Below are 20,460 nucleotides of genomic sequence, written 5' to 3' on the forward strand. Positions count from 1 at the left end.
AGGACGAAAGCTTTCAGCGCGCGCCGCCAGGGCTGGCGTCGCCGTCGCGGGTGAGGCGCCAGGCCAGCAGGATCAGTGGCATGGTGATCACCATGATGGCCAGCGCCACCACGTTGGTGATGGCTGCCTCGCGGGGCCGCCCGAGCTGGCCCATGAGCCAGATCGGCAGGGTCTTGTCGGTGCCGGCGGTGAAGGTGGTCACGATCAGTTCGTCCACCGACAGCGCAAAGGCCAGGATGCCGCCGGCCAGCAGGGCGGTGCCCAGCTGCGGCAGGATGATGTGGCGCAGCGTGGTCAGGGTGTCGGCGCCCAGGTCCATCGAAGCTTCCCACAGGCGGCCGGGCAGGCGCCGCAGGCGGGCCACCACGTTGTTGTGCACGATGACCACGCAGAAGGTGGCGTGACCGACCACGATGGTCCAGAAGCCCGGGTTGACCTCCATGAGCTTGAAGGCCGTGAGCAGGGCCAGGCCGGTCACGATGCCCGGCAGCGCGATCGGCAGGATCAGCATGGTGGTGAACGCGTCCTTGCCAAAGAAGCGGTCGCGGTTCAGCGCGGCAGCGGTGAGCGTGCCCAGCACCATCGCGATCAGGGTGGCCATCGCTGCGACCGCCAGCGAGAGGTAGATCGCCTCATGAATGTCGGTGCGCTCCAGCGCGCGGGCGAACCAGCGCAATGTCAGGCCTTCCATCGGGAAGCTGTAGTTGCTGTCGGCGCTGTTGAAGGCGTAAAGCGCGATGAACAGCAAAGGCAGGTGCAGGAAGGCCAGGCCCGCATAGGCGACGAGGCGCAGCGGTGAAAACTTAGAGCGCATTGAAAGCCCCCAGTCGGCGCGCCATGGCGAGGTACAGCGTGATCAGTGCGATCGGCAGGCAGGTGAAGGCCGCGGCCATGGGAATGTTGCCGATGGTCCCCTGCATGGTGTAGACCATGTTGCCGATGTACAGACCCGAGGGGCCAACCAGCTGGGGAATGATGTAGTCGCCCAGCGTGAGCGAGAAAGTGAAAATCGAGCCCGCGACCACGCCCGGGAAGGCGAGCGGCCACAGCACGGTGCGAAAGGTCTGGAACGGGCGGGCGCCGAGGTCGCCCGAGGCCAGCAGCAGGTTGGCCGGCACGCGTTCGATGGCGGCCTGGATCGGGAGCACCATGAAGGGCAGCCAGATGTAGGTAAACACCACGAAGCGTCCGAGGTTGGAGGTGGCCAACGTGTCGCCGCCGATCACCGGGATGGCGAGCACCGCGTGCAGTGCGCCCTGAAGGCCCAGGGCATTCAGGGCCCAGTAGATCACGCCGCCCTGTGCCAGCAGCACGGTCCAGGCGTAGGCCTTGACGATGTAGCTGGCCCACATGGGCAGCATCACGCCGACATAGAAGAAGCCCTTTTCGGCGGGGCCGGCATGGTGGGCCATGTACCAGGCCATCGGGAAGCCGATGAGCGCGGTGGCCAGCGTCACGGCGATCGCCATGCCCAGCGTGCGCAGAACGATGTCCAGGTTGGCCGGGTCCAGCAGGCTGGCGAAGTTCGCCGCGGTGAGTTCGGGCACCACCGCCATGCTCATGTCGTCGAACACGAACACGCTCTGGCTCAGCAGCATCAGCAGCGAGCCCAGGTACACCGCGCCGAACCACAGCAGCGGCGGCGTGAGCATCAGCAGCAGCGTGAGCGTGCGCCGCCGGTAGAACAGGTTGGAGAGGGTGCGCATCGCATTAGCCTCAGGCGTCCAGCATCACCATGTGCTGCGGCGCCCAGCTGAGCGCCACGCGCTGGCCAGCCTGGGTGTGTGCGGCCAGGGCCGATGCGGCTTCGCCGTCCGTCTGCAGGGCCGCGATGATCTGTCCGCCCACCTGGACTTCCAGCCGCTGGCTGGCACCCAGGAACTGGATCGCCAGCACCTCGCCCTCCACCTGCATGCGGCCCTCGGCAGGTGCCGAACCCGCCGGCTGCATGGCGATGTTTTCCTGGCGCACGGCAAACGGTGTGGGCTTGCCCGTGATGGCCTGCGCCAGTGCGCCGTCGATCACGTTGGCGCTGCCGACGAAGTCGGCGACAAAGCGGGTGCGCGGCTGGTGGTAGAGATCGCGCGGGCTGGCAATCTGCTCGATCTTGCCGCGGTTGAACACGGCCACGCGGTCCGACATCGAGAGCGCTTCGCCCTGGTCGTGGGTCACGTACACGAATGTGATGCCCAGCTTGCGGTGCAGCACCTTGAGCTCGACCTGCATCTGCTCGCGCAGCTTCATGTCCAGCGCGCCCAGCGGCTCGTCCAGCAGCAGGATGCGCGGCCGGTTGACGAGGGCCCGCGCCAGCGCCACCCGCTGGCGCTGGCCGCCCGAGAGCTGGGCCGGCGTGCGTTCGGCGTGGTCGGGCAGGGCGACCATGGCCAGGGCCTCGCGGGCCTGGGCATGTCGCTCTGCCCGGGGGACCTTGCGCACCATCAGGCCGTACGCCACGTTGTCCAGCACGTTCATGTGCGGGAACAGCGCGTAGTCCTGGAACACGGTGTTCACGTCGCGTTCGTAGGGCGGTGTGCCCGAGGCTTCGCGGCCCATCAGGGTCAGGCTGCCGCTGCTCGGCTGTTCAAAGCCGGCCATCAGCCGCAGGGAGGTGGTCTTGCCGGAGCCCGAAGGCCCCAGCATGGAAAAGAACTCGCCTTCCTGCACGGTGAAGCTGACGCCATCCAGCGCCTTCACGTCACCGTAGTGCCTGGAGATGTCCTTGAACGCGATCGCAACGGGCATGTTTTCTTTTCTGAAGTGAAGTCGCCGCAGGGCCGCTTGTTCAGCGACCGCCCATGATCGCGATGTAGTCCATCGCCCACTTGGCGTACGGCACGCAGGTGCCCTGGGTGGTGCACTTGGCCTGCGGCGTCTTCCAGAACTTGATCTTGGCCAGGTCGTCGAAGCCGTTGATCTTGCAGAAGTCGCTGCCGCCAGGAGCCTTGGCCTTGCAGGCGGCCGGCGTGACCGGCACGGTGCCGAACCATTCGGCCAGGGGGGCCTGCAGCTTGTCGCTGAGCTGGTGCTCCATCCACTGGTAGGCGCAGTTCACGTTCTTGGCGTTCACGTGCAGCATGGTGGTGTCGGCCCAGCCGGTGGCGCCTTCCTTGGGCACCACGGAGGCAATCGGCTTCTTCTCGCCCTTGAGCGAATTCACCATGAAGCCCCACGAGCCCGAGGCGACCACGCCTTCGCTCTTGAAGTCGTTCATCTGCACCGTGGCGTCGTGCCAGTAGCGGTGGGTCAGCTTCTTCTGGGCGCGCAGCAGCTCCAGCACGGCGGCGTACTGCTTTTCATTGAGTTCATACGGGTCCTTGATGCCCAGTTCGGGCTTCTTGGACATCAGGTAGAGCGCGGCATCGGCGATGTAGATGGCGCCGTCGTAGGCCTGCACGCGGCCCTTGTTGGACTTGCCGTCGGGCAGCTTCTGTTCTTCAAACACCACCGACCACGAGTCGGGCGCCTTCTTGAAGACGTCGGTGTTGTACATCAGCACGTTGGGGCCCGACTGGTAGGGCACACCGTAGTGCTTGCCGTCCACGGTGTGCCAGGCGGCGTTCTGCAGGCGCGGGTCGATGTTCTTGTAGCTGGGCACCAGACCTACGTCCACTTCCTGCACCAGCTTGGAGGCGATCAGGCGCCCACTGGCGTCACCCGACGCGGTCACGATGTCGTGCCCGCCCGCCTTCATCAGCGACACCATTTCGTCGGAGGTGGCGGCGGTCTTGACGTTGACCTTGCAGCCGGTGGCTTTTTCGAAGCCGGTGGTCCAGTCGTAGGCCTTGTCGGTCTCGCCGCGTTCGATGTAGCCAGCCCAGGCAATGATGTTGAGCTGTCCTTCGCCCTTGCCGACGGCCTTGGGCGGAGCTGCGAGGCTGGCGGTGGCGGAGACGGTCGCCAGCAAGCCGATGAGAAGTGCACGGGTTCGGGACATGGGGAACTCCTGACAGGGGGTTGGGGCGCGCCGGTGCGAGCCTGAAAGGCATCTTAGGGAGAGGCCTTCTGCCGAACCATCCCCGTCAGACAATACAATCCATCGGAAAAACAGAAACCTCCGACCGTTCGGCACTGTTTTAGTGGATTACCCTGTGCCACAAACCGGTGCGTTTCAGGGTTTTCCCTTTATCTGGCCCAAAAGAGTGCCTGAAACAGCGAAATGACGCGATGAGCACCTCGTTCAAGAGCATTCGGTATTTCATCGCGGTGGCCGAAGCCGGGTCGATTTCCGCCGCCATCCACGAGCTGGGTGTGTCGCAGTCGGTGGTGTCTGCCGCCATCGCGCAGATCGAGGCCGACCTGGGGACCCTGCTGTTCGAGCGCCGCGCCCGCGGCATGTCGCTGACCCACGCCGGTCACCAGTTCCTGCGGCATGCCCACCAGATCGAGGTCGCGATGCGCAACGCCCGCGACGCGCTGGCTTCCAGGCCGCACACCGTCACCGGCAGCCTCAACATCGGTGTGACCAGCCTCATGGTGGGCTACTACCTGCCGTTTCTGCTGGACCGCTTTCGCCGCGTGTTCCCGCGCATCCAGGTGCAGATCACCGAGGACCGGCGCGACTACCTGGAGCACCTGCTGATCAGCGGTGAACTCGATGTCGCCCTGATCGTGGTGTCCCAGCTGCAGAACCGGCAGGCGCTGGAGACCGAAACCATCCTGCGTTCGGGCTGGCGCGCCTGGTTCCCGGTCAACCACCGGCTGGCGGGCGAAGAAAAGATCGAATCCACCGAGCTGGCCCAGCAATCGCTGATCCTGCTGCAGGTGGACGAACTGGGCGACGCCACCACGGCGCTGTGGAACGCCGGTGGTGTCGATCCCACGGTGCTGATCCGCACGTCGTCGGTAGAGGCGGTGCGCAGCCTGGTGGCGACCGGCGCGGGATGTTCGGTGCTGCCGGACATGCTGTACCGGCCCTGGTCCCTGGAAGGCGACCGCATCGAGGCCCGTCCGCTGGTCCGGCCGCTGCCGCACCTGGAGGTCGGTCTCGCCTGGCGGCGCGGCGCCACCCTGCCGGAATCGCTGAGCAATTTCCTGACGGCGGTGCGGCCGACGCTCGAAGGGCACGCCGCGGGTGGTGTCGGCATGGTCCGCTAGCGGCTGGCCAGCGGCACCGGCCGGCCTGCCAGCACCCGGCTGCGGCGATAATGCAAGGCTGTTCTGAACCTGCCCGAAGCGCCAACGACATGACCCGCCCAGCCTCCGTCGCCGACATCCGCAAGACCTTCCTGGACTTCTTCGCCTCCAAGGGCCACACCGTGGTGGCGTCCAGCCCGCTGGTGCCGGGCAACGACCCCACGCTCATGTTCACCAACTCGGGCATGGTCCAGTTCAAGGACGTGTTTCTGGGCACCGACAAGCGCCCCTATGTGCGCGCGGCCTCGGTGCAGGCCTGCCTGCGCGCCGGCGGCAAGCACAACGACCTGGAAAACGTGGGCTACACCGCCCGCCACCACACCTTCTTCGAGATGCTGGGCAACTGGTCCTTCGGCGACTACTTCAAGCGCGAATCGCTGAAGTGGGCCTGGGAACTGCTGACCGAGGTCTACAAGCTGCCGCCCGAGCGCCTGCTGGCCACGGTGTACGCCGAAGACGATGAGGCTTTTGACATCTGGACCAAGGAAATCGGCCTGCCGCCCGAGCGTGTGATCCGCATCGGCGACAACAAGGGCGGCCGCTACAAGAGCGACAACTTCTGGATGATGGCCGACACCGGGCCTTGCGGCCCCTGCTCGGAAATCTTCTACGACCACGGCGACCACATCGCCGGCGGCCCTCCGGGCAGCCCCGACGAAGACGGCGACCGCTTCATCGAGATCTGGAACAACGTGTTCATGCAGTTCAACATGGACGAGACCGGCGCGGTCACGCCGCTGCCCGCCCCCTGCGTGGACACGGGCATGGGCCTGGAGCGCCTGGCCGCGATCCTGCAGCACGTGCACAGCAACTACGAAATCGACATCTTCGACGCCTTGATCAAGGCCGCCGGCCGCGAGACCGGCACCGCCGACCTGACAAACCCTTCGCTCAAGGTGATCGCCGACCACATCCGCGCCACCTCGTTCCTGATCAGCGACGGCGTGATCCCCAGCAACGAAGGTCGCGGCTACGTGCAGCGCCGCATCATCCGCCGCGCCATCCGCCACGGCTACAAGCTCGGCCAGAAGACCCCGTTCTTCCACAAGCTGGTGCCCGATCTGGTCAAGATGATGGGCGAGGCTTATCCCAACATGGCGTCGCAGGCCCAGCGCATCACCGAGGTGCTCAAGGCCGAAGAAGAGCGCTTCTACGAGACCCTGGCCAACGGCATGGAAATCCTCGACGCTGCGCTGGCCGATGGTGCGAAAGTGCTGCCGGGCGACGTGGCCTTCAAGCTGCACGACACCTACGGCTTCCCGCTCGACCTGTCGGGCGATGTCTGCCGCGAGCGCGGCCTGACGGTGGACGAGGCCGGCTTCCACGCCGCCATGGAAGCGCAGAAGGCCAAGGGCCGCGCGGCCGGCAAGTTCAAGATGGACAAGGCGCTGGAGTACACCGGCGCCGGCAACACCTTCGTCGGCTACGAGCAGCTCGAAGCCTCGGCCAAGGTGGTGGCCCTGTACCTAGACGGCACGGCCGTGGCCGAGCTTAAGGCCGGCCAGCAGGGCGTCGTGGTGCTGGACACCACGCCGTTCTACGCCGAGAGCGGCGGCCAGGTGGGTGACGAGGGCGTCATCTCCAGTGGCGTGGCGACCTTCGCCGTCGGCGACACGCAAAAGATCAAGTCCGACGTGTTCGGCCACCACGGTGTGGTGGAGCAGGGCACGCTGGCGGTGGGCGACACGGTCAAGGCCTCGGTGAACCTGGCGCTGCGCGCCGCCACCGTGCGCAACCACAGCGCCACCCACCTGATGCACAAGGCCTTGCACCAGGTGCTGGGCTCGCACGTGCAGCAGAAGGGCTCGCTGGTCAACGCCGAGCGCACCCGTTTTGACTTCACCCACAACGCGCCGGTGACCGACGCGCAGATCCGCCAGGTGGAAGCCATCGTCAACGCCGAGGTGCTGGCCAACGCCGCCACCCAGGCCCGACTGATGGGCATCGAAGAAGCCAAGACCACCGGCGCGATGATGCTGTTCGGCGAGAAGTACGGCGAGATCGTGCGCGTGCTGAGCATCGGCAGCACCACCGAACTGTGCGGCGGCACACACGTGAAGGCCACCGGCGACATCGGCCTGTTCAAGGTGGTGGCCGAGGGCGGTGTGGCCGCGGGCGTGCGCCGTATTGAGGCCGTGACCGGCACCGGCGCGCTGGCCTATCTGCAGTCGCTGGAAGACACTGTGAACCACGCAGCGGGCACCCTGAAGGCCCCGACCGCCGAGCTGACGGCCCGCATCGGCCAGACGCTGGAACAGGTCAAGGCGCTGGAAAAGGAAGTCGCGGCCCTCAAGGGCAAGCTGGCCTCCAGCCAGGGCGACGAACTGATGACGCAGGCGGTGGACATCAAGGGCATCAAGGTGCTGGCCGCGGTGCTCAACGGCGCCGACGCCAAGACCCTGCGCGACACCATGGACAAGCTCAAGGACAAGCTCAAGACCGCCGCCATCGTGCTGGCCGCCGTGGACGGCGGCAAGGTGCAGATCGCCGCGGGCGTGACGGCCGACAGCATGGCCAAGGTCAAGGCCGGCGAGCTGGTGAACTTCGTCGCCCAGCAGGTCGGCGGCAAGGGCGGCGGCAAGCCCGACATGGCCATGGCCGGTGGCACCGACGCCGCAGGTCTGCCCAAGGCCCTGGCTTCGGTGCAGGGCTGGGTCGCCGAACGCCTGTGACCAGCGGCCCGGCCGTCCGGCTGACGCGCCGCCAGTGGATGGCAGTATCGCTGGTCGCCGGGCTGGCCTTGCCCGCCTGGGCGGCCGACGCACCAGGGCCGAAAACCGCCGGGGTCCAGATCAGCGACTGGCCGCGCCAGCGGCCAGTGCCGGCGTTTGAGGCGCTGAGCCTGCAGAGCGATCCGGTGCGTCTGTCCGATTTTCAGGGCAGGGTGCTGGTGCTCAACTTCTGGGCCACCTGGTGCCCGCCTTGCCGGGCCGAATTGCCGACATTGCAGTCCCTGCCCGAATGGTTCGGCGAGGACAAGGTGTCGGTGTTGGCGTTGAACTTCCAGGAAGCCGGGCGGACCGTGCGGCGCTTTCTGGAGTCGAGCGGACTGAAGCTGCCGGTGGCGCTGGACGCGAACGGCGACATCACCCGCGCCTGGGGCATCCGCGCCTTTCCGACCACCGTGCTGATCGACCGCCAGGGCAAGCCGCGCCAGATCGTGCAGGGCGAGGTCGACTGGGCCAGCGCCACCGCCCTGGGCTGGGTCGAACGCCTGCTCGCCGTGCGCTGAGCGGCAGCGCGGGATAATCCAGCGTCTTTCCCCGGCTTTGCACTGCACCCTGTGTGTGCGGTTCGGCCTTTCTTCCCATTCCGGAGTTCTCTGAATGACCACCGATCGCCGCAGCTTCCTGCGCCGCGCCGCCACGTCCGTGGCCGCCGCTGGCGCCGTTTCTTCCCCCCTGTTTCATTCGACCCGCGCGTTTGCCCAGGCAGCGCCTGCGGCAGCCCCAGCGGCGGCACCCACGGTGTTCAACCCGCAACCCGGCGAATGGCGCCAGTTCGATGTCACGACCCGCGTCGACATCGCCGATGCCAAGGGCTTGAGCCAGGCCTGGCTGCCAGTGCCGTCGGTCGACAGCGGCTGGCAGCGCTCGCTGACGCACGACTTCACCAGCAATGGCAAGGGCAGCTTTGTCGAAGATGGCCGCTACGGCGCGCGCATGCTGCACGTGGTGTTCAACGAGGGCGAAAAGGCGCCGTTCGTCGAATTGACCAGCCGCGTGCAGACCCGAAGCCGCGCGGTCGACTGGGCCGCCAAGGGAGCCGCTGAGGACGCTGCCACGCTGAAGTTCTGGACCGAGCCGACCAAGCTGCTGCCGACCGACGGCATCGTGCGCGAGACCGCGCAGAAGGCAGTCAAGGGTGCGCGCAGCGACCGCGAAAAGGCCCAGGCCATCTACGACTGGGTCGTGACCAATACCTACCGCGAGCCGAAGACGCGCGGCTGCGGCCCCGGTGACATCAAGGCCATGCTGGAAACCGGCAACCTGGGCGGCAAGTGCGCCGACCTGAATGCGCTGTTCGTCGGCCTGTGCCGCTCGGTCGGCCTGCCGGCGCGCGATGTGTACGGCGTGCGTCTGGCACCGTCGGCCTTCGGCTACAAGCAGTTGGGCGCCGGCTCGGCCAGCCTCAAGGGCGCGCAGCACTGCCGTGCGGAAGTGCATCTGGCGGGGCTGGGCTGGGTCGCGATGGACCCGGCCGACGTGACCAAGGTGATGCGACACGAGGCCCCCGAGTGGATCAAGAGCGCCCAGCATCCGCTGGTGGCGCCGGTCAACCAGGCGCTGTTCGGCAGCTGGGAAGGCAACTGGATGGCCTGGAACATGGCACACGACCTCAAGCTGCCCGGCGCCAAGGGGCCTGAGCTGGGTTTCTTCATGTACCCCGCCGCCGAGACCGGAGGCGAGCGCCTGGACTCCTACGAGCCCGACGCCTTCAAGTACCAGATCTCCGCCCGCGAGATCAAGGCCTGATCAGGGCCAGGCGAGCTCCAGCCGGCTGTCGAACCGGCGGGCTTCGCCGGTCACCGGGTCGGTGAAGGCGATCGACCGCGCCAGCAGGCGCAGCGGGTCGGCGAAGTCTTCGGCTTCGCCCGGCCCGTGGCGCACCACCGGATAGAACTGGTCGCCAGCGATGGGCAGGCCAAGCCCGTTCAGGTGCACCCGCAGCTGGTGCCGCTTGCCGGTCACTGGCGTCAGCCGGTAGCGTGCCCAGTCGCGACGCCGTTCGACCGGTTCGATGCCGGTTTCGCTGTTCGGTTCGCCGTCGGCCTCGACCATGCGGTAGAACGCTGCCGGGTCTTCCTCAATGCGGCTGCAGCGCCGTTGTGGCCAGGGCAGGGTGTCGCTGGCCGGCGCGATCGCTTCGTAGACCTTGTCCACCGCGCGTTCGCGGAACAGCGCCTGGTAGGCGCCGCGGTCCTGTGGCCGCAGGCTGAACACGACCAGCCCCGCCGTCTCGCGGTCGATGCGGTGGATCGGGCTGAGCGTGTCGATGCCGGTGGCCTGTTTGAGGCGCACCAGCAGGGTTTGCTGCACAAAACGCCCGGTTGGCGTCACCGGCAGGAAGTGCGGCTTGTCGGCCACCAGCAGGTGCGTGTCCTGGTGCAGCACCGTGGCCTCGAACGGGATCACCGGCTCGGCGTCCAGCGCGCGCCAGTAGTACAGCCGAGCGCCGCCCCGATACAGGTCGTTGCCATTCACCGGTTGAGCGCTTTCGTCGAGCACATCACCCGCCGCCAGGCGCAGCGCCCATCCCTCGCGCCCGACCGCGGGCAGGCGCTCGTCCAGAAAGTCGAGCACCGTTGGCCAGCGCCGGTCGCCGGCGGGCAGCAGCGGCAGCGCCACGCAGCTGGGCGACACGCCGTTGCGGGCGGGGATCAGGGGGTTCTTCGGCGGGCGTGCCATGGTGCGGGCGCGGGTCGGGGCGTGGTCGGTGTGTCGGAAAATGGGGGTATTCTCGGCGCCTCCGCCCTGCACACTGTCGCCATGCACCGATTTGCCGCTCTTGCCACCCCGAAGTCCACGCGCCGCTGGCGCCTGTGTTTCGCTGCCTTGCTGTGCGTGCCGCTGCTGGGAGGGTGTGCGGTGGTGGCGGTGGCCGATGTCGCAGCCTCGGCCGTGGTCGGCGTGGCCGGGCTGGCGGTCGATGCGGCTGTGGGCACGGTGCGCATCGGCGGCAAGATCGTCGGCGCCGGCGCCAATGCGGTGCTCGGCAGCGACGAGAAGAAAAAGGACGAGTAACCCGTTCGGCGGGGCGATTCAGCTCAGGCGGGATCGACCTGCATCCAGCCGATGCCCAGGGCCAGGTGCCGCGGATCGGCACTCATGCCGAGTTCCTTGGGGCAGTAGGTCTGCGGCACTTCAATGGTGACTGTCATGCCGTCGGTGTCGCCATCCGGCCAATCTTCCGGGTCGACGTGGCACTGCCACTCGAGACCACCCGGACAGGTCACCACCTGCGTGGGGTCGATGCGGTGCCCATTGACAGAGAGCGTGCTGCCGAGCAACAGGTTGGGCTGGACCTCGTACAGCACCTTGATCCGCAGATGCACACGGCGGTCCAGATGGATGGGCAGGACGCGGGAGGCACGTGTGGACAGGCCCATCCAGCGGAAATGGCAACCGTCGCTGTGGATTTCCAGACCGTGCCATTCGCTGGCACCGGCCTCGTCGTCCGCCAGGAAGCGCAACGGCCGGTCCGGCACCAGCACGTAGCGCAGAGAGATGGGGTCGGCGTGTGAGCTCATGGAGGGAGTGAGGGGTTCAGACGCGGCGGAAGACCAGGTCCCAGACCCCGTGGCCCAGCTTGAGGCCGCGGTTCTCGAATTTGGTGAGCGGCCGGTAGTCGGGTTGGGGCACATAGCCGTCGCCACCGGCCGGCGCCGTGTTGGCCAGCATGGGCTCGGCCGACAGCACGGTCAGCATCTGTTCGGCATAGGGCTGCCAGTCGGTCGCCAGGTGCAGGTAGCCGCCCGGCTTGAGGTGGCGCACCAGCCGGTTCACGAACGGCGCCTGGATCAGCCGGCGCTTGTGGTGGCGGCTCTTGTGCCAGGGATCGGGGAAGAAGATGTGCACACCGTCCAGGCTCTGCTCGGGCAGCATGTGGTCCAGCACCTCGACCGCGTCGTGGCGGAAGATGCGGATGTTCTCGATCCCTTGTTCGCCGCAGAGTTTGAGCAGGGCACCGACGCCCGGTTCATGCACCTCGCAACACAGGAAGTTGTCACCCGGGCGGACCTGCGCGATGTGGGCCGTGGCGCCACCCATGCCGAAACCGATTTCCATGATGAGCGGCGCGCTGCGCCCGAACACGGCGGTGGTGTCCAGCGTCTGGCCGGCGTCATAGTTCAGCAGGAAGCGGGGTCCGAACTGCTCGTAGGCGCGTTGCTGGCCGGGGCCGGTGCGACCGGCGCGCAGCACGTAGCTCTTGACCACCCGCATGAAGGGCTTGGGCGCTTCGTCTTGCGTGGGGTCGGAATGGGGGGCGGGGGAAGTGGCGTCGGACATGGCGAAAGCGTGGCTCAGGACCGGGAGCGCCTGAGGCCCGTGATTGTAGGAGGGAGGGGGTACTGAAAAAGACCGCTTCGCCCGCGATCATGCGATGGACGGCCGCGCGGACCGGTCGAACGATGGTTGCAAACGGCACCGCCGTGGGTAGGATGCCTTGCAGTTTCGTTGGGGTTCCATGACAAACCAAAAAGTCTCCGCTGGCGGACTGAGCCGCCGCGCGTTTGCCTGCGGCCTGTCCGGTGCCGCGGTGCTTGCCGTGCCTTCGCTTCGGGCACAGTCGTCCAGCCGCATCGTGCTGGGCCAGTCGGCCGCCTTCACCGGGGCGGCCGCCCAGCTGGGCATCCAGTTCAACGCGGGGGCCAAGCTGTTTTTTGACCAGTACAACGCCCAGGGCGCAGGGAAACGCATCGAGATCGAGACGCTGGACGACGGTTACGAACCCGATCGCTGCGCCGAGAATACCCAGAAGCTGCTGGACCGCGAGGTGTTCGCGCTGTTCGGCTACATCGGCACCCCCACCAGTCTGGCGGCCCTGCCGCTGGCGACCAAGGCGGAGGTGCCCTTCATCGCCCCGTTCACCGGCGCGATGTCGTTGCGGCAGCCGTTCAACCGCATGGCCTTTCACCTGCGGGCCTCGTACAACGACGAGACCGAGCTGATCGTCAAGAACCTGCACAACCTGGGTCTCACGCGGGTCGCGGTGTTCTACCAGAACGACGCCTATGGCAAGGCCGGGCTGGACGGCACCCTGCTGGCCTTGGCCACCCGTGGTCTCAAGCCGGTGGCCCTGGCCACGGTCGAGCGCAACTCGGTCGACGTGGCCGCAGCGGTCGCCACCATTGGCGCCGCAAGTCCGCAGGCGGTGGTGCAGATCAGTGCCTACAAGTCGTGTGCCGCCTACATCCGCGCTGCGCGCAAAGCGGGCTTTGGGGGCAGCTTCTACAACGTGTCGTTCGTCGGCACCCAGGCGCTGGCCGACGAACTGGGCAAGGACGGTGCTGGCGTCGTGGTGTCGCAGGTGGTTCCCAGCCCTTACAACTCGGCCAGGGCCTTGACCCGGGAGTTCAGGGACGCCATCACGCAGGGTGGCAACAAGGTGCAGGCCAACTTCTCCAGCATGGAGGGCTTCCTGGCCGCCCGGCTGCTGGCCGAAGGTCTGAAGCGTTCCGGCAGCCGCGCCGGTCGCGACGGGTTGATCGCCGGGCTGGAGTCGATCGGGGAGATGTCGATGGGCGGCTTCTCGGTCACCCTCAGCGCGAAGGACCATGTGGCCTCGCACTTTGTCGAGTTGTCGATGCTCAGCGGAGACGGCAAGGTCCGGACCTGATCGCTCCGCAGTGGCTCGCCGTCGCGCGCCAGGGCCAGGCTGTGGTCCACGTCGCCAGTGCTTGCGGGATCGTGCCATTGGCATTCGGCAAGCCCAGCGCGGCCGCCGCGTCCTGCAGCGCCGTCAGCGGATCGGAGAGATCCAGCGCCTGTGCGCCGTTCTGCTTGCTCAGCTTTTCGCCGTTGTCGCCCAGTACCAGGGGGGTGTGCAGGTAGGTCGGTGTCGGCAGGCCGAGGGCCTTCTGCAGGTGGATCTGGCGCGGCGTGTTGTCGGCCAGGTCTTCGCCGCGCACGACATGGGTGATGCCCTGCGCGGCGTCGTCCACCACCACGGCCAGCTGGTAGGCCCACAGTCCGTCGGCCCGGCGCAGCACGAAATCGCCGACCTCGGCTTCCACGTCCTGTCGCTGCGGCCCGAGCCGCCGGTCGACCCACTGTTGAATGCCGGGTTCCACACGCAGGCGCCACGCACGCGGCGCACGCCCGGCCAGGCCGCCGCGCTCAGGGCGGCAGGTGCCGGGGTAGACCGCGGCGTGGTGGCGCTCCCGGGCGAGGCCCGAGGCGTGCAGGGCGGCTTCAATATCCTTGCGGGAGCAGGCGCAGGGGTAAGCCGTGCCCGTTGCAATCAGGCGATCCATCGCGGCCTGATAGATGTCGCCGCGCGCCGCTTGCCACACCACGATTTCGTCGGACACCAGACCACAGGCGGTCAGTTGCTGCAGGATGGAACGGTCGGCGCCGGGTACGCAACGCGGCGAGTCCACGTCTTCGATGCGCACCAGCCAGCGACCGTCGTTTGCGCGGGCATCCAGCCAGCTGGCCAGCGCGGCGACCAGTGAACCCGCATGTAGCGGGCCGGTGGGCGAGGGCGCAAAGCGGCCGCGGTAGCCGGACACCACGAAAACGTCAGATCACGGCCAGTGCCAGATCCAGACCCGACACGAAGGCGTCCTCGACCCGGTGGCCCAGGCACCAGTCGCCGCAGAGACCGATGCCCAGCGCCGGATCGAACAGGTGGGATTGACCCAGTGGCACCTGGGTCTGCGCGAAGCGCCAGCGGTGCACCACGGCGTGGGGCGCCGTGACGCGGATGCCGGTGATCTCGGCGAAACCCTTGAGGAGCTTGGCCTTGACCCGCTCGGCGTCGTCTTCCAGATGCTTGTACGACCAGGCCGGGCTGGCCTGCACGGTCCAGCGCTCGATGCGTTCGCGCCCGGGCTTGCTGTTCTCGCGCGCCAGCCAGCTGATGCGGTGGTGGGTGCTGCGCGCGGCGTTCCACTGCGGGCCCAGGGTCGACATCCCCGGCTGCATCGCATTGGGGTAGGCCACCATCAGAGTCCAGCAGGGCGCCACCTGTACCGCGGTCAGCGCCTTGCGCATCTGCGGCGCCAGGCCCGAGGCCAGCAGCAGGTCGTGCGCCTGCAGGTGTGGAATCGCCAGCAGCACACGGTCGAAGCCGCCCAGCACTTGCTGGCCGCCGCTGGCGTCCTCGACGCGCAACTGCCACTGTTCGGGATGCAGCGCATCGCGTTCGATGTGGTGCACACGGGTTTCGGTGAGGGTTCGCGCCGGCAGGTTGCCGTGCTGCTCGGGATGGGCCAGCGGCTGCGCCCAGTGGTGCACCAGGCCGCTCATGCCCGGCACTGCGACAAAGTGTGGCTCGGTCGGGGGAGGTGCGCTGGCCAGCACATGGCCGAATTCGTCGAGCACACGCACCGTGCTCACGCTCCAGGGGCGCACCACCGCCTGCGCAGTCAGCAAGGCCCGTGCGAAGCGGCTGTCGCGCACGGTGAAGTACTGCGCGCCATGGTCGAAGCCGCCGAACTCCGTGCGCCGGGTCGACATGCGACCGCCAAAACCGCGGCTCTTCTCGAACACCGTGACGCGGTGCCCGGCCTGCAGCAGCGTGCGTGCGCAGGCCACGCCCGCCAGACCCGCGCCCACCACCGCAAAGTGCAGGGGCACGGCGGGTGCCGTGCTGGCTGCGGGCGCAGGCGCGGCGGTGGTCGTTCGTTTGCGGGGAGCCTTCTTGTTGTTCATGGTGTGGCGCGTTGGGTTGGGATGTCTGCACTGTAGCAGTCGGGATGCGATTTCCGGCTTGCGCCGGCTCAACCCACGTGATGGTTTTCCAGCAGTGCGTCGCGGGTCGTCTGGTGCTGCAACTGGTCGAGCCACCAGCGCATGGCCTGCCCGGTGTCGCCACCGCTGCGGGTGCGCCGCCAGGCATAGCCGACGCGGAACACGTGGTTGGGCCGCTGCACCGTCTTGACCACCAGATGGCCGGCGGAAATGTAGGGCTGGGCCAGCGGCAGGGGCAGAAAACCGCAACCCAGGCCGCGCAGCTGGGCTTCGAGCTTGTGCTGCATGGTCGGCACGGTCAGCACATCCTGCCCCGGCAGGATGTTGAACGACTGGCCGGCGCCGCGTTGCGTGCTGTCGGCGACGGCCACTGCGCGGTGCGGCCGGATTTCGTCGTCGCTGATGCCGTGTTCGATCGCCGCGAGCGGGTGGTGTGGTGCCACCGCGAACACGAAACGCAACTGACCCAGCGGCGCGATCTGGATGTCGGGAAGACTCATCTCGGCCGACACGCCCAGTGCCAGGTCGGCCAGGCCGCCCTGCAGCGCCTCCATCGTGCCCGACAGCGTTTCGGCGCGGATCTTCAGCCGGGTCGGCGCGCCGGTGGCGTAGAAGGCCTCGCACAGCTCGAACAGCGTGCCGCGCGCCATCACCGCGTCGGTCGCGATGGTCAGCTGCGGCTCCCAGCCGGTGGCCACGCGCTTGACGCGTTGCGCGACGGCGTCCAGTTCGTCCAGCAGGTACTGGCCGGCGCGCAGCAGCTCGGCACCCGCCGGGGTGAGCTGGGCGCGGCGCGCGCTGCGGTCGAACAGCAGCACGTCGAGTGCGTCCTCGATCTGGCGCACCCGGTAGGTCAGGGCGCTGGGCACCATGCCCAGCTCGCGCGCCGCGGCCGCCATGCTGCCCAGGCGAGCCACTGCTTCCAGCAGGCCCAGGTTTTCAGGGGAAAGCGCTGAGCGGGGGGTGGAAGAGGCCATGGAGTCACCGTGTGGGAAGGGGTTATGACGGTATTTTCATTCAAACAGATTGAATGAAGCCATCAATCCGGTGCGGCCCGTTGCGGGGACTGGCTGCCCACAATGATGTCCATACCGGCCACGAGCCGGTGCACCACAGGAGACCTCACCATGCTGCAGATCCGACGTTCCCAGGACCGTGGCTATGCCGACCACGGCTGGCTCAAGAGCCACCACTCGTTCTCGTTCGCGGGCTATTTCGACCCCGCCTGGATGGGCTGGGGCAACCTGCGCGTGATCAACGAGGACCGCATCGCCCCGGGCACCGGCTTCGGAACCCATGGTCACCGCGACATGGAAATCATCAGCTACGTGCTGCAGGGCAACCTGGCGCACAAGGACAGCATGGGCAATGTCCAGGGCATTCCGCCGGGCGAGGTGCAGCGCATGAGCGCTGGACGCGGCGTGATGCACAGCGAGTTCAACCATGCGCCCCAGTGCGTCACGCACTTCCTGCAGATCTGGATCGAGCCGTCCGAGCGTGGCATCGAACCCGGCTACGAACAGAAGCGCTTCGACTCCACGGAGAAGCAGGGCCAGTTGCGCCTGATCGCCTCGCCCGACGGTGCGCAGGGCTCGGTCACGATCCACGCCGACGCCACGCTGCGTTCGGGTCTGTTCGATGGCGACCAGCGCGCCGAGCTCGCGATCGACCCGGCCCGCAAGGCCTATGTGCATCTCATCCGCGGTTCGCTCGATGTCAACGGCCAGCGACTGAATGGCGGCGACGCCGCGCTGCTGGCCGACGAGAGCCGCATTGCGCTGGAGCACGGCCAGGACGCCGAGGTGCTGGTGTTCGATCTGGCGGCCTGACGGCGCCGGCTTCCTCTCTCTTTCTTCTTTTCTTCACAACCCCGCGCGTTCTGCGCTTTCACTCAGGAGTCCGAAAAATGGCAAAAGTAGTTGTGGTCTATCACTCGGGTTACGGTCACACCCAGCGCATCGCCCAGGTGGTTGCGCAAGGCGCTGGCGCTGACCTGCTGCCCATCGATGCTGATGGCAACCTGTCGGAAGCCGACTGGGCCGCTCTGAACGCGGCCGACGCGATCATCTTCGGCACGCCGACCTACATGGGTGGCCCGAGCTGGCAGTTCAAGAAGTTCGCCGACGCTTCGTCCAAGGCCTGGTTCACCCGCGCCTGGCAGGACAAGTTCTTCGCCGGTTTCTCGTGCAGCGCCAGCCTGAGCGGCGACAAGGGCCAGACCCTGGCCTACCTGAACACGCTGGCTTCGCAGCATGGCGGCCTGTGGATCAGCCTGGGCTTCCCGCCCGCCAACGCGCTGGCCTCCACCCGCAACGACGTGAACAACCTCGGCGGCTCGGTGGGTCTGCTGGTGCAGGCGCCTTCGGACGCCGGTGCCGACAAGATCCCGCAGGGCGACGTTGACACGGCGCAGAAGTTCGGCGAACGCGTGGCCGCCGTGGCCGCGAAGTTCAAGGGCTGATTGGTGTGAGCTTGCGGGCCGCGTGGCTGACGTGCGGCCCGTGAAAGACCGGGCCTCAGTCGGTGCGGCGGATGTGCCAGAGCGAGGCTGCGGCGAACACCAGACCGAGCACCGCCCCGCTGAGAACGTCCAGCGCCACGTGCTGGCGCGTGGCCATGGTCGACCAGGCGATGCCCACGCACAGGGCTGCCGACAGCCACAAGGTCACCGGTGGCGACCGCATCTGGCGCAGGATGCGGTGCAGCCAGCAGCCGCTGAACACTGCAGAGGCCACATGCAGCGAGGGGCACGCATTGCCCGCCGCATCCACGCCCTTGATCAGCGAGAGGCCCGGGTGCTGTGCCCAGTCGATGGCGAAGGTCGGTGTTTGGGTCGGCCACCACCAAAAGATGCCAAGTCCGAGCAGGCACATCGCGCCGACCCAGACGCCGAACCAGATCAGTGCCCGCAGGTTGCCCATCAGACCGGGCGCCAGCGACACATACACCCAGAGCGAGAGATAGACCGGGAAGGCTGCGGGCGTGAAGGCGACCCAGTGGTCCAGCCAGATCTCGGGCATGACTGTCGGCGTGCCGCGCGGGTTTTCCAGCAGCGCGAAGTAGGCCCGGAAGAACAGGAACATGAACAGGCTCGTGCCCACCGTCTTGAGCAGGGTGTGGTAGCAGATCCGCTGCCAGACCCGGCCCCGCCAGCCCATGGCCGGAGAGCCCGCACCGGATCGGGCCTCCTGGCCGGTGGACGGATGGCTCGGCGCAGGGCTCATGGTGCGGGTCGGGAACCGGGTTCCCCGAGGTGCGGGTTGTACAATCAAAAGCTTTCAAAAAGTGACGTTCGGCGGTCTGCGCCGGGCTTCGTGCAGGCATCAGGCCCATCGGGAGGCACCATCGGCGGTGCCAGGGTCCGAACTCCCTGCCAGCCATGAAATGTATGCCATGCAATCGACCGAACTGATCCGCCAATTTCTCCATGAGCGCCTTGGTGCCGATCCGGCCCTGGTGGTCAATGACGCTGTGCTTGCTGATCTGGGGGTCGATTCCCTGATGCTGGCCGAACTGATGTTCGAGGCCGAAGACCGGCTGGGCATCTCGATCGGCTCCAATGTCACTGTGCCCAAGACCGTGGGCGACATGGTCACGCTGATCGATTCGCTGCAGGCCGCCAAAGCCGCCCGCCCATGACCAGCCGCCGGGTCGCCATCACGGGCCTGGGCATCGTGAGTCCGTACGGAGGCGGTGTCGACGCCTTCTTCGGACACCTGCTGGCCGGGCGATCGGCCGTGCGCTTTCTGCAGACCGAAGACAAGCCGCGCCCGCTGGCAATGCCCTTCGTCAATTGCCACGACTTCGATGCCAACGTCGCCCTGGGCAAGCCCCTGGCCGGCATGATGGAACGTTTTGCCCACCTGGGCGTGTCGGCCGCCTTTGATGCCTGGCAGGACGCCGGGCTGGAGCGCCAGGCCGCAGAGCCCGCGCTGCGCAACGACTGGGCCTGCATCTGGGGCACGGCCCTGGGCGGCATCCTGGCTTTCGAAAAGGGATACCGCGACATGTGGCAAAACGGGCGCGAACGCCTGTCGCCGCTGTCGGTGATCTTCGGAATGAACAACGCAGTCAACGCGCACCTGTCGATCCAGCTGGGTCTTGGCGGCATCAGCATGAGCCACACGGTCGCCTGCGCTTCCTCGACGGTGGCGATCGGCGAAGCCTTCCGGCGCGTGCGCGACGGTGAAGCAACGGTGGCGATCACCGGTGGCTCCGACGCCACACAGGCCTACGGCGTGGCCAAGGCCTGGGAAGCGATGCGGCTGGTCGCCCCGGGCAACACCGAGACCGCCTACATGGCCTGCCGGCCGTTTTCCGCCGACCGGGCCGGCCTGGTGCTGGGCGAGGGCGGGGCGGCCATGGTGCTGGAAGACTGGGACCACGCAGTTTCGCGTGGCGCCCGCATCCACGCCGAAATCGTCGGTTACGGCGCCAGTTGCGACCGCAGCCATCTGGTGCGGCCCGAGGCCGACGGCCAGGCCCGCGCGCTGCGCGCAGCGCTGGCCGATGCCCGCATGGACATTGCCGAAGTCGGCTATGTGAATGCCCACGGCACGGCGACCGTCGAGGGCGATCCGGTGGAGGTGTCGGCCCTGCGCCAGGTGTTTGGCGACCGTGCCGCCGCACTGGCAGTCAGCGCGACCAAATCCATGCACGGCCACCTGCTGGGTGCTGCCGGCGCGATCGAGGCGCTGGCGACCGTGCTGGCGCTGCGCGAACAGGCGATTCCGCCGACCGCTCACCTGCAGGGCCGGCTCGACCCAGCCTGCGAGGGTGTTGACCACGTGTTCGAAGGCCGTGACGGCATGCCGCTCAAGGCCGCCGTGTCCAATTCGTTCGCCTTCGGGGGCAGCAACGCCGTGCTGGCGTTCCGTGCTGTACCCACCCACTGATTCCGAGAGACCGA

General features: G+C 67.5%; 21 protein-coding genes. 10 read left to right on the forward strand and 11 right to left on the reverse strand.

Translation table 11 applies throughout. The features are described 5' to 3' along the window. Positions 1–13 precede the first annotated feature (13 nt). Genes ACLIJ1_RS20165 through ACLIJ1_RS20180 form a run of 4 tightly spaced genes read right to left on the reverse strand, consistent with a single transcriptional unit; the run spans position 14 to position 3,934 of the window. Positions 14–814, reverse strand: a complete 801-nt coding sequence (locus ACLIJ1_RS20165) for an ABC transporter permease (protein ID WP_411367346.1) — start codon at positions 812–814, stop codon at positions 14–16. Beyond that, positions 804–1,706, reverse strand: coding sequence for an ABC transporter permease (locus ACLIJ1_RS20170; protein WP_411367347.1), 903 nt, complete (start codon positions 1,704–1,706; stop codon positions 804–806). Before ACLIJ1_RS20170 ends, ACLIJ1_RS20165 begins: the two co-directional genes overlap by 11 nt. 10 nt (positions 1,707–1,716) lie before the next feature. Beyond that, a complete protein-coding gene (locus tag ACLIJ1_RS20175; RefSeq protein WP_411367348.1) occupies positions 1,717–2,742 on the reverse strand; it encodes an ABC transporter ATP-binding protein in 1,026 nt (341 codons plus the stop codon). Positions 2,743–2,782: 40 nt separating this feature from the next. Beyond that, positions 2,783–3,934 carry an ABC transporter substrate-binding protein gene (locus tag ACLIJ1_RS20180; RefSeq protein WP_411367349.1) on the reverse strand — a complete coding sequence of 384 codons (1,152 nt, stop codon included), beginning with the start codon at positions 3,932–3,934 and terminating at the stop codon, positions 2,783–2,785. Between the two features lie 230 nt (positions 3,935–4,164). On the opposite strand from ACLIJ1_RS20180, the gene ACLIJ1_RS20185 reads away from it, so the two are divergent. The 4 genes from ACLIJ1_RS20185 (at position 4,165) to ACLIJ1_RS20200 (ending at position 9,608) form a co-directional block, all read left to right on the forward strand. After that, complete coding sequence (locus ACLIJ1_RS20185; RefSeq protein ID WP_411367350.1) at positions 4,165–5,094, forward strand: LysR family transcriptional regulator; 930 nt, start codon at positions 4,165–4,167, stop codon at positions 5,092–5,094. Between the two features lie 89 nt (positions 5,095–5,183). Continuing rightward, positions 5,184–7,805, forward strand: a complete 2,622-nt coding sequence (alaS, locus tag ACLIJ1_RS20190; RefSeq protein ID WP_411367351.1) for an alanine--tRNA ligase — start codon at positions 5,184–5,186, stop codon at positions 7,803–7,805. A 38-nt stretch (positions 7,806–7,843) separates the two neighbouring features. After that, the gene (locus tag ACLIJ1_RS20195; protein WP_411367352.1) at positions 7,844–8,365 is read left to right on the forward strand and encodes a TlpA family protein disulfide reductase; all 522 of its coding nucleotides are present in this window, start codon (positions 7,844–7,846) and stop codon (positions 8,363–8,365) included. Positions 8,366–8,459: 94 nt separating this feature from the next. Next, the gene (locus ACLIJ1_RS20200; RefSeq protein ID WP_411367353.1) at positions 8,460–9,608 is read left to right on the forward strand and encodes a transglutaminase-like domain-containing protein; all 1,149 of its coding nucleotides are present in this window, start codon (positions 8,460–8,462) and stop codon (positions 9,606–9,608) included. Here ACLIJ1_RS20200 and ACLIJ1_RS20205 read toward each other — a convergent pair whose 3' ends face one another. Continuing rightward, complete coding sequence (locus ACLIJ1_RS20205) at positions 9,609–10,541, reverse strand: pseudouridine synthase (RefSeq protein ID WP_411367354.1); 933 nt, start codon at positions 10,539–10,541, stop codon at positions 9,609–9,611. Positions 10,542–10,622: 81 nt separating this feature from the next. Here ACLIJ1_RS20205 and ACLIJ1_RS20210 point away from each other — a divergent pair, with 81 nt between their 5' ends. Then, on the forward strand, positions 10,623–10,877 hold the full coding sequence (locus ACLIJ1_RS20210; protein WP_411367355.1) for a hypothetical protein: 255 nt from the start codon (positions 10,623–10,625) through the stop codon (positions 10,875–10,877). A gap of 23 nt (positions 10,878–10,900) precedes the next feature. On the opposite strand, the gene ACLIJ1_RS20215 is transcribed toward ACLIJ1_RS20210, so the two are convergent. Beyond that, on the reverse strand, positions 10,901–11,383 hold the full coding sequence (locus ACLIJ1_RS20215; RefSeq protein WP_411367356.1) for a hypothetical protein: 483 nt from the start codon (positions 11,381–11,383) through the stop codon (positions 10,901–10,903). A 16-nt stretch (positions 11,384–11,399) separates the two neighbouring features. Continuing rightward, positions 11,400–12,143, reverse strand: a complete 744-nt coding sequence (trmB, locus tag ACLIJ1_RS20220) for a tRNA (guanosine(46)-N7)-methyltransferase TrmB (protein WP_411367357.1) — start codon at positions 12,141–12,143, stop codon at positions 11,400–11,402. 178 nt (positions 12,144–12,321) lie between these two features. On the opposite strand from trmB, the gene ACLIJ1_RS20225 reads away from it, so the two are divergent. Then, complete coding sequence (locus ACLIJ1_RS20225; RefSeq protein WP_411367358.1) at positions 12,322–13,473, forward strand: ABC transporter substrate-binding protein; 1,152 nt, start codon at positions 12,322–12,324, stop codon at positions 13,471–13,473. Here the strand turns inward: ACLIJ1_RS20225 and gluQRS are convergent. The 3 genes from gluQRS to ACLIJ1_RS20240 all read right to left on the reverse strand — a co-directional run bounded on the left by gluQRS (position 13,445) and on the right by ACLIJ1_RS20240 (position 16,528). Beyond that, positions 13,445–14,371 carry a tRNA glutamyl-Q(34) synthetase GluQRS gene (gene gluQRS, locus ACLIJ1_RS20230; protein ID WP_411367359.1) on the reverse strand — a complete coding sequence of 309 codons (927 nt, stop codon included), beginning with the start codon at positions 14,369–14,371 and terminating at the stop codon, positions 13,445–13,447. The two genes, ACLIJ1_RS20225 and gluQRS, sit on opposite strands and share 29 nt — an antisense overlap. Before the next feature lie 7 nt (positions 14,372–14,378). Next, positions 14,379–15,512: an NAD(P)/FAD-dependent oxidoreductase gene (locus ACLIJ1_RS20235; RefSeq protein ID WP_411367360.1), complete on the reverse strand. Its 1,134-nt coding sequence runs from the start codon at positions 15,510–15,512 to the stop codon at positions 14,379–14,381. 68 nt (positions 15,513–15,580) lie between these two features. Beyond that, entirely contained in the window at positions 15,581–16,528 is a 948-nt protein-coding gene (locus tag ACLIJ1_RS20240) for a LysR family transcriptional regulator (RefSeq protein ID WP_411367361.1), read from the reverse strand. Positions 16,529–16,678: 150 nt separating this feature from the next. Here ACLIJ1_RS20240 and ACLIJ1_RS20245 point away from each other — a divergent pair, with 150 nt between their 5' ends. Together ACLIJ1_RS20245 and ACLIJ1_RS20250 are read left to right on the forward strand one after the other, a co-directional pair. Then, positions 16,679–17,380 carry a pirin family protein gene (locus tag ACLIJ1_RS20245; RefSeq protein WP_411367362.1) on the forward strand — a complete coding sequence of 234 codons (702 nt, stop codon included), beginning with the start codon at positions 16,679–16,681 and terminating at the stop codon, positions 17,378–17,380. A gap of 77 nt (positions 17,381–17,457) precedes the next feature. Next, on the forward strand, positions 17,458–18,012 hold the full coding sequence (locus tag ACLIJ1_RS20250) for a flavodoxin family protein (protein WP_411367363.1): 555 nt from the start codon (positions 17,458–17,460) through the stop codon (positions 18,010–18,012). 55 nt (positions 18,013–18,067) lie between these two features. Here the strand turns inward: ACLIJ1_RS20250 and ACLIJ1_RS20255 are convergent, their stop codons facing one another. Further along, the gene (locus ACLIJ1_RS20255) at positions 18,068–18,775 is read right to left on the reverse strand and encodes a phosphatase PAP2 family protein (protein WP_411367364.1); all 708 of its coding nucleotides are present in this window, start codon (positions 18,773–18,775) and stop codon (positions 18,068–18,070) included. Between the two features lie 169 nt (positions 18,776–18,944). On the opposite strand from ACLIJ1_RS20255, the gene ACLIJ1_RS20260 reads away from it, so the two are divergent. Beyond that, positions 18,945–19,190, forward strand: a complete 246-nt coding sequence (locus ACLIJ1_RS20260; RefSeq protein WP_411367365.1) for a phosphopantetheine-binding protein — start codon at positions 18,945–18,947, stop codon at positions 19,188–19,190. After that, positions 19,187–20,446, forward strand: coding sequence for a beta-ketoacyl-[acyl-carrier-protein] synthase family protein (locus tag ACLIJ1_RS20265; RefSeq protein ID WP_411367366.1), 1,260 nt, complete (start codon positions 19,187–19,189; stop codon positions 20,444–20,446). Before ACLIJ1_RS20260 ends, ACLIJ1_RS20265 begins: the two co-directional genes overlap by 4 nt. Positions 20,447–20,460 lie beyond the last annotated feature (14 nt).

The organism is Hydrogenophaga sp. RWCD_12 (assembly GCF_046604225.1).
Taxonomy (GTDB): domain Bacteria; phylum Pseudomonadota; class Gammaproteobacteria; order Burkholderiales; family Burkholderiaceae_C; genus Hydrogenophaga.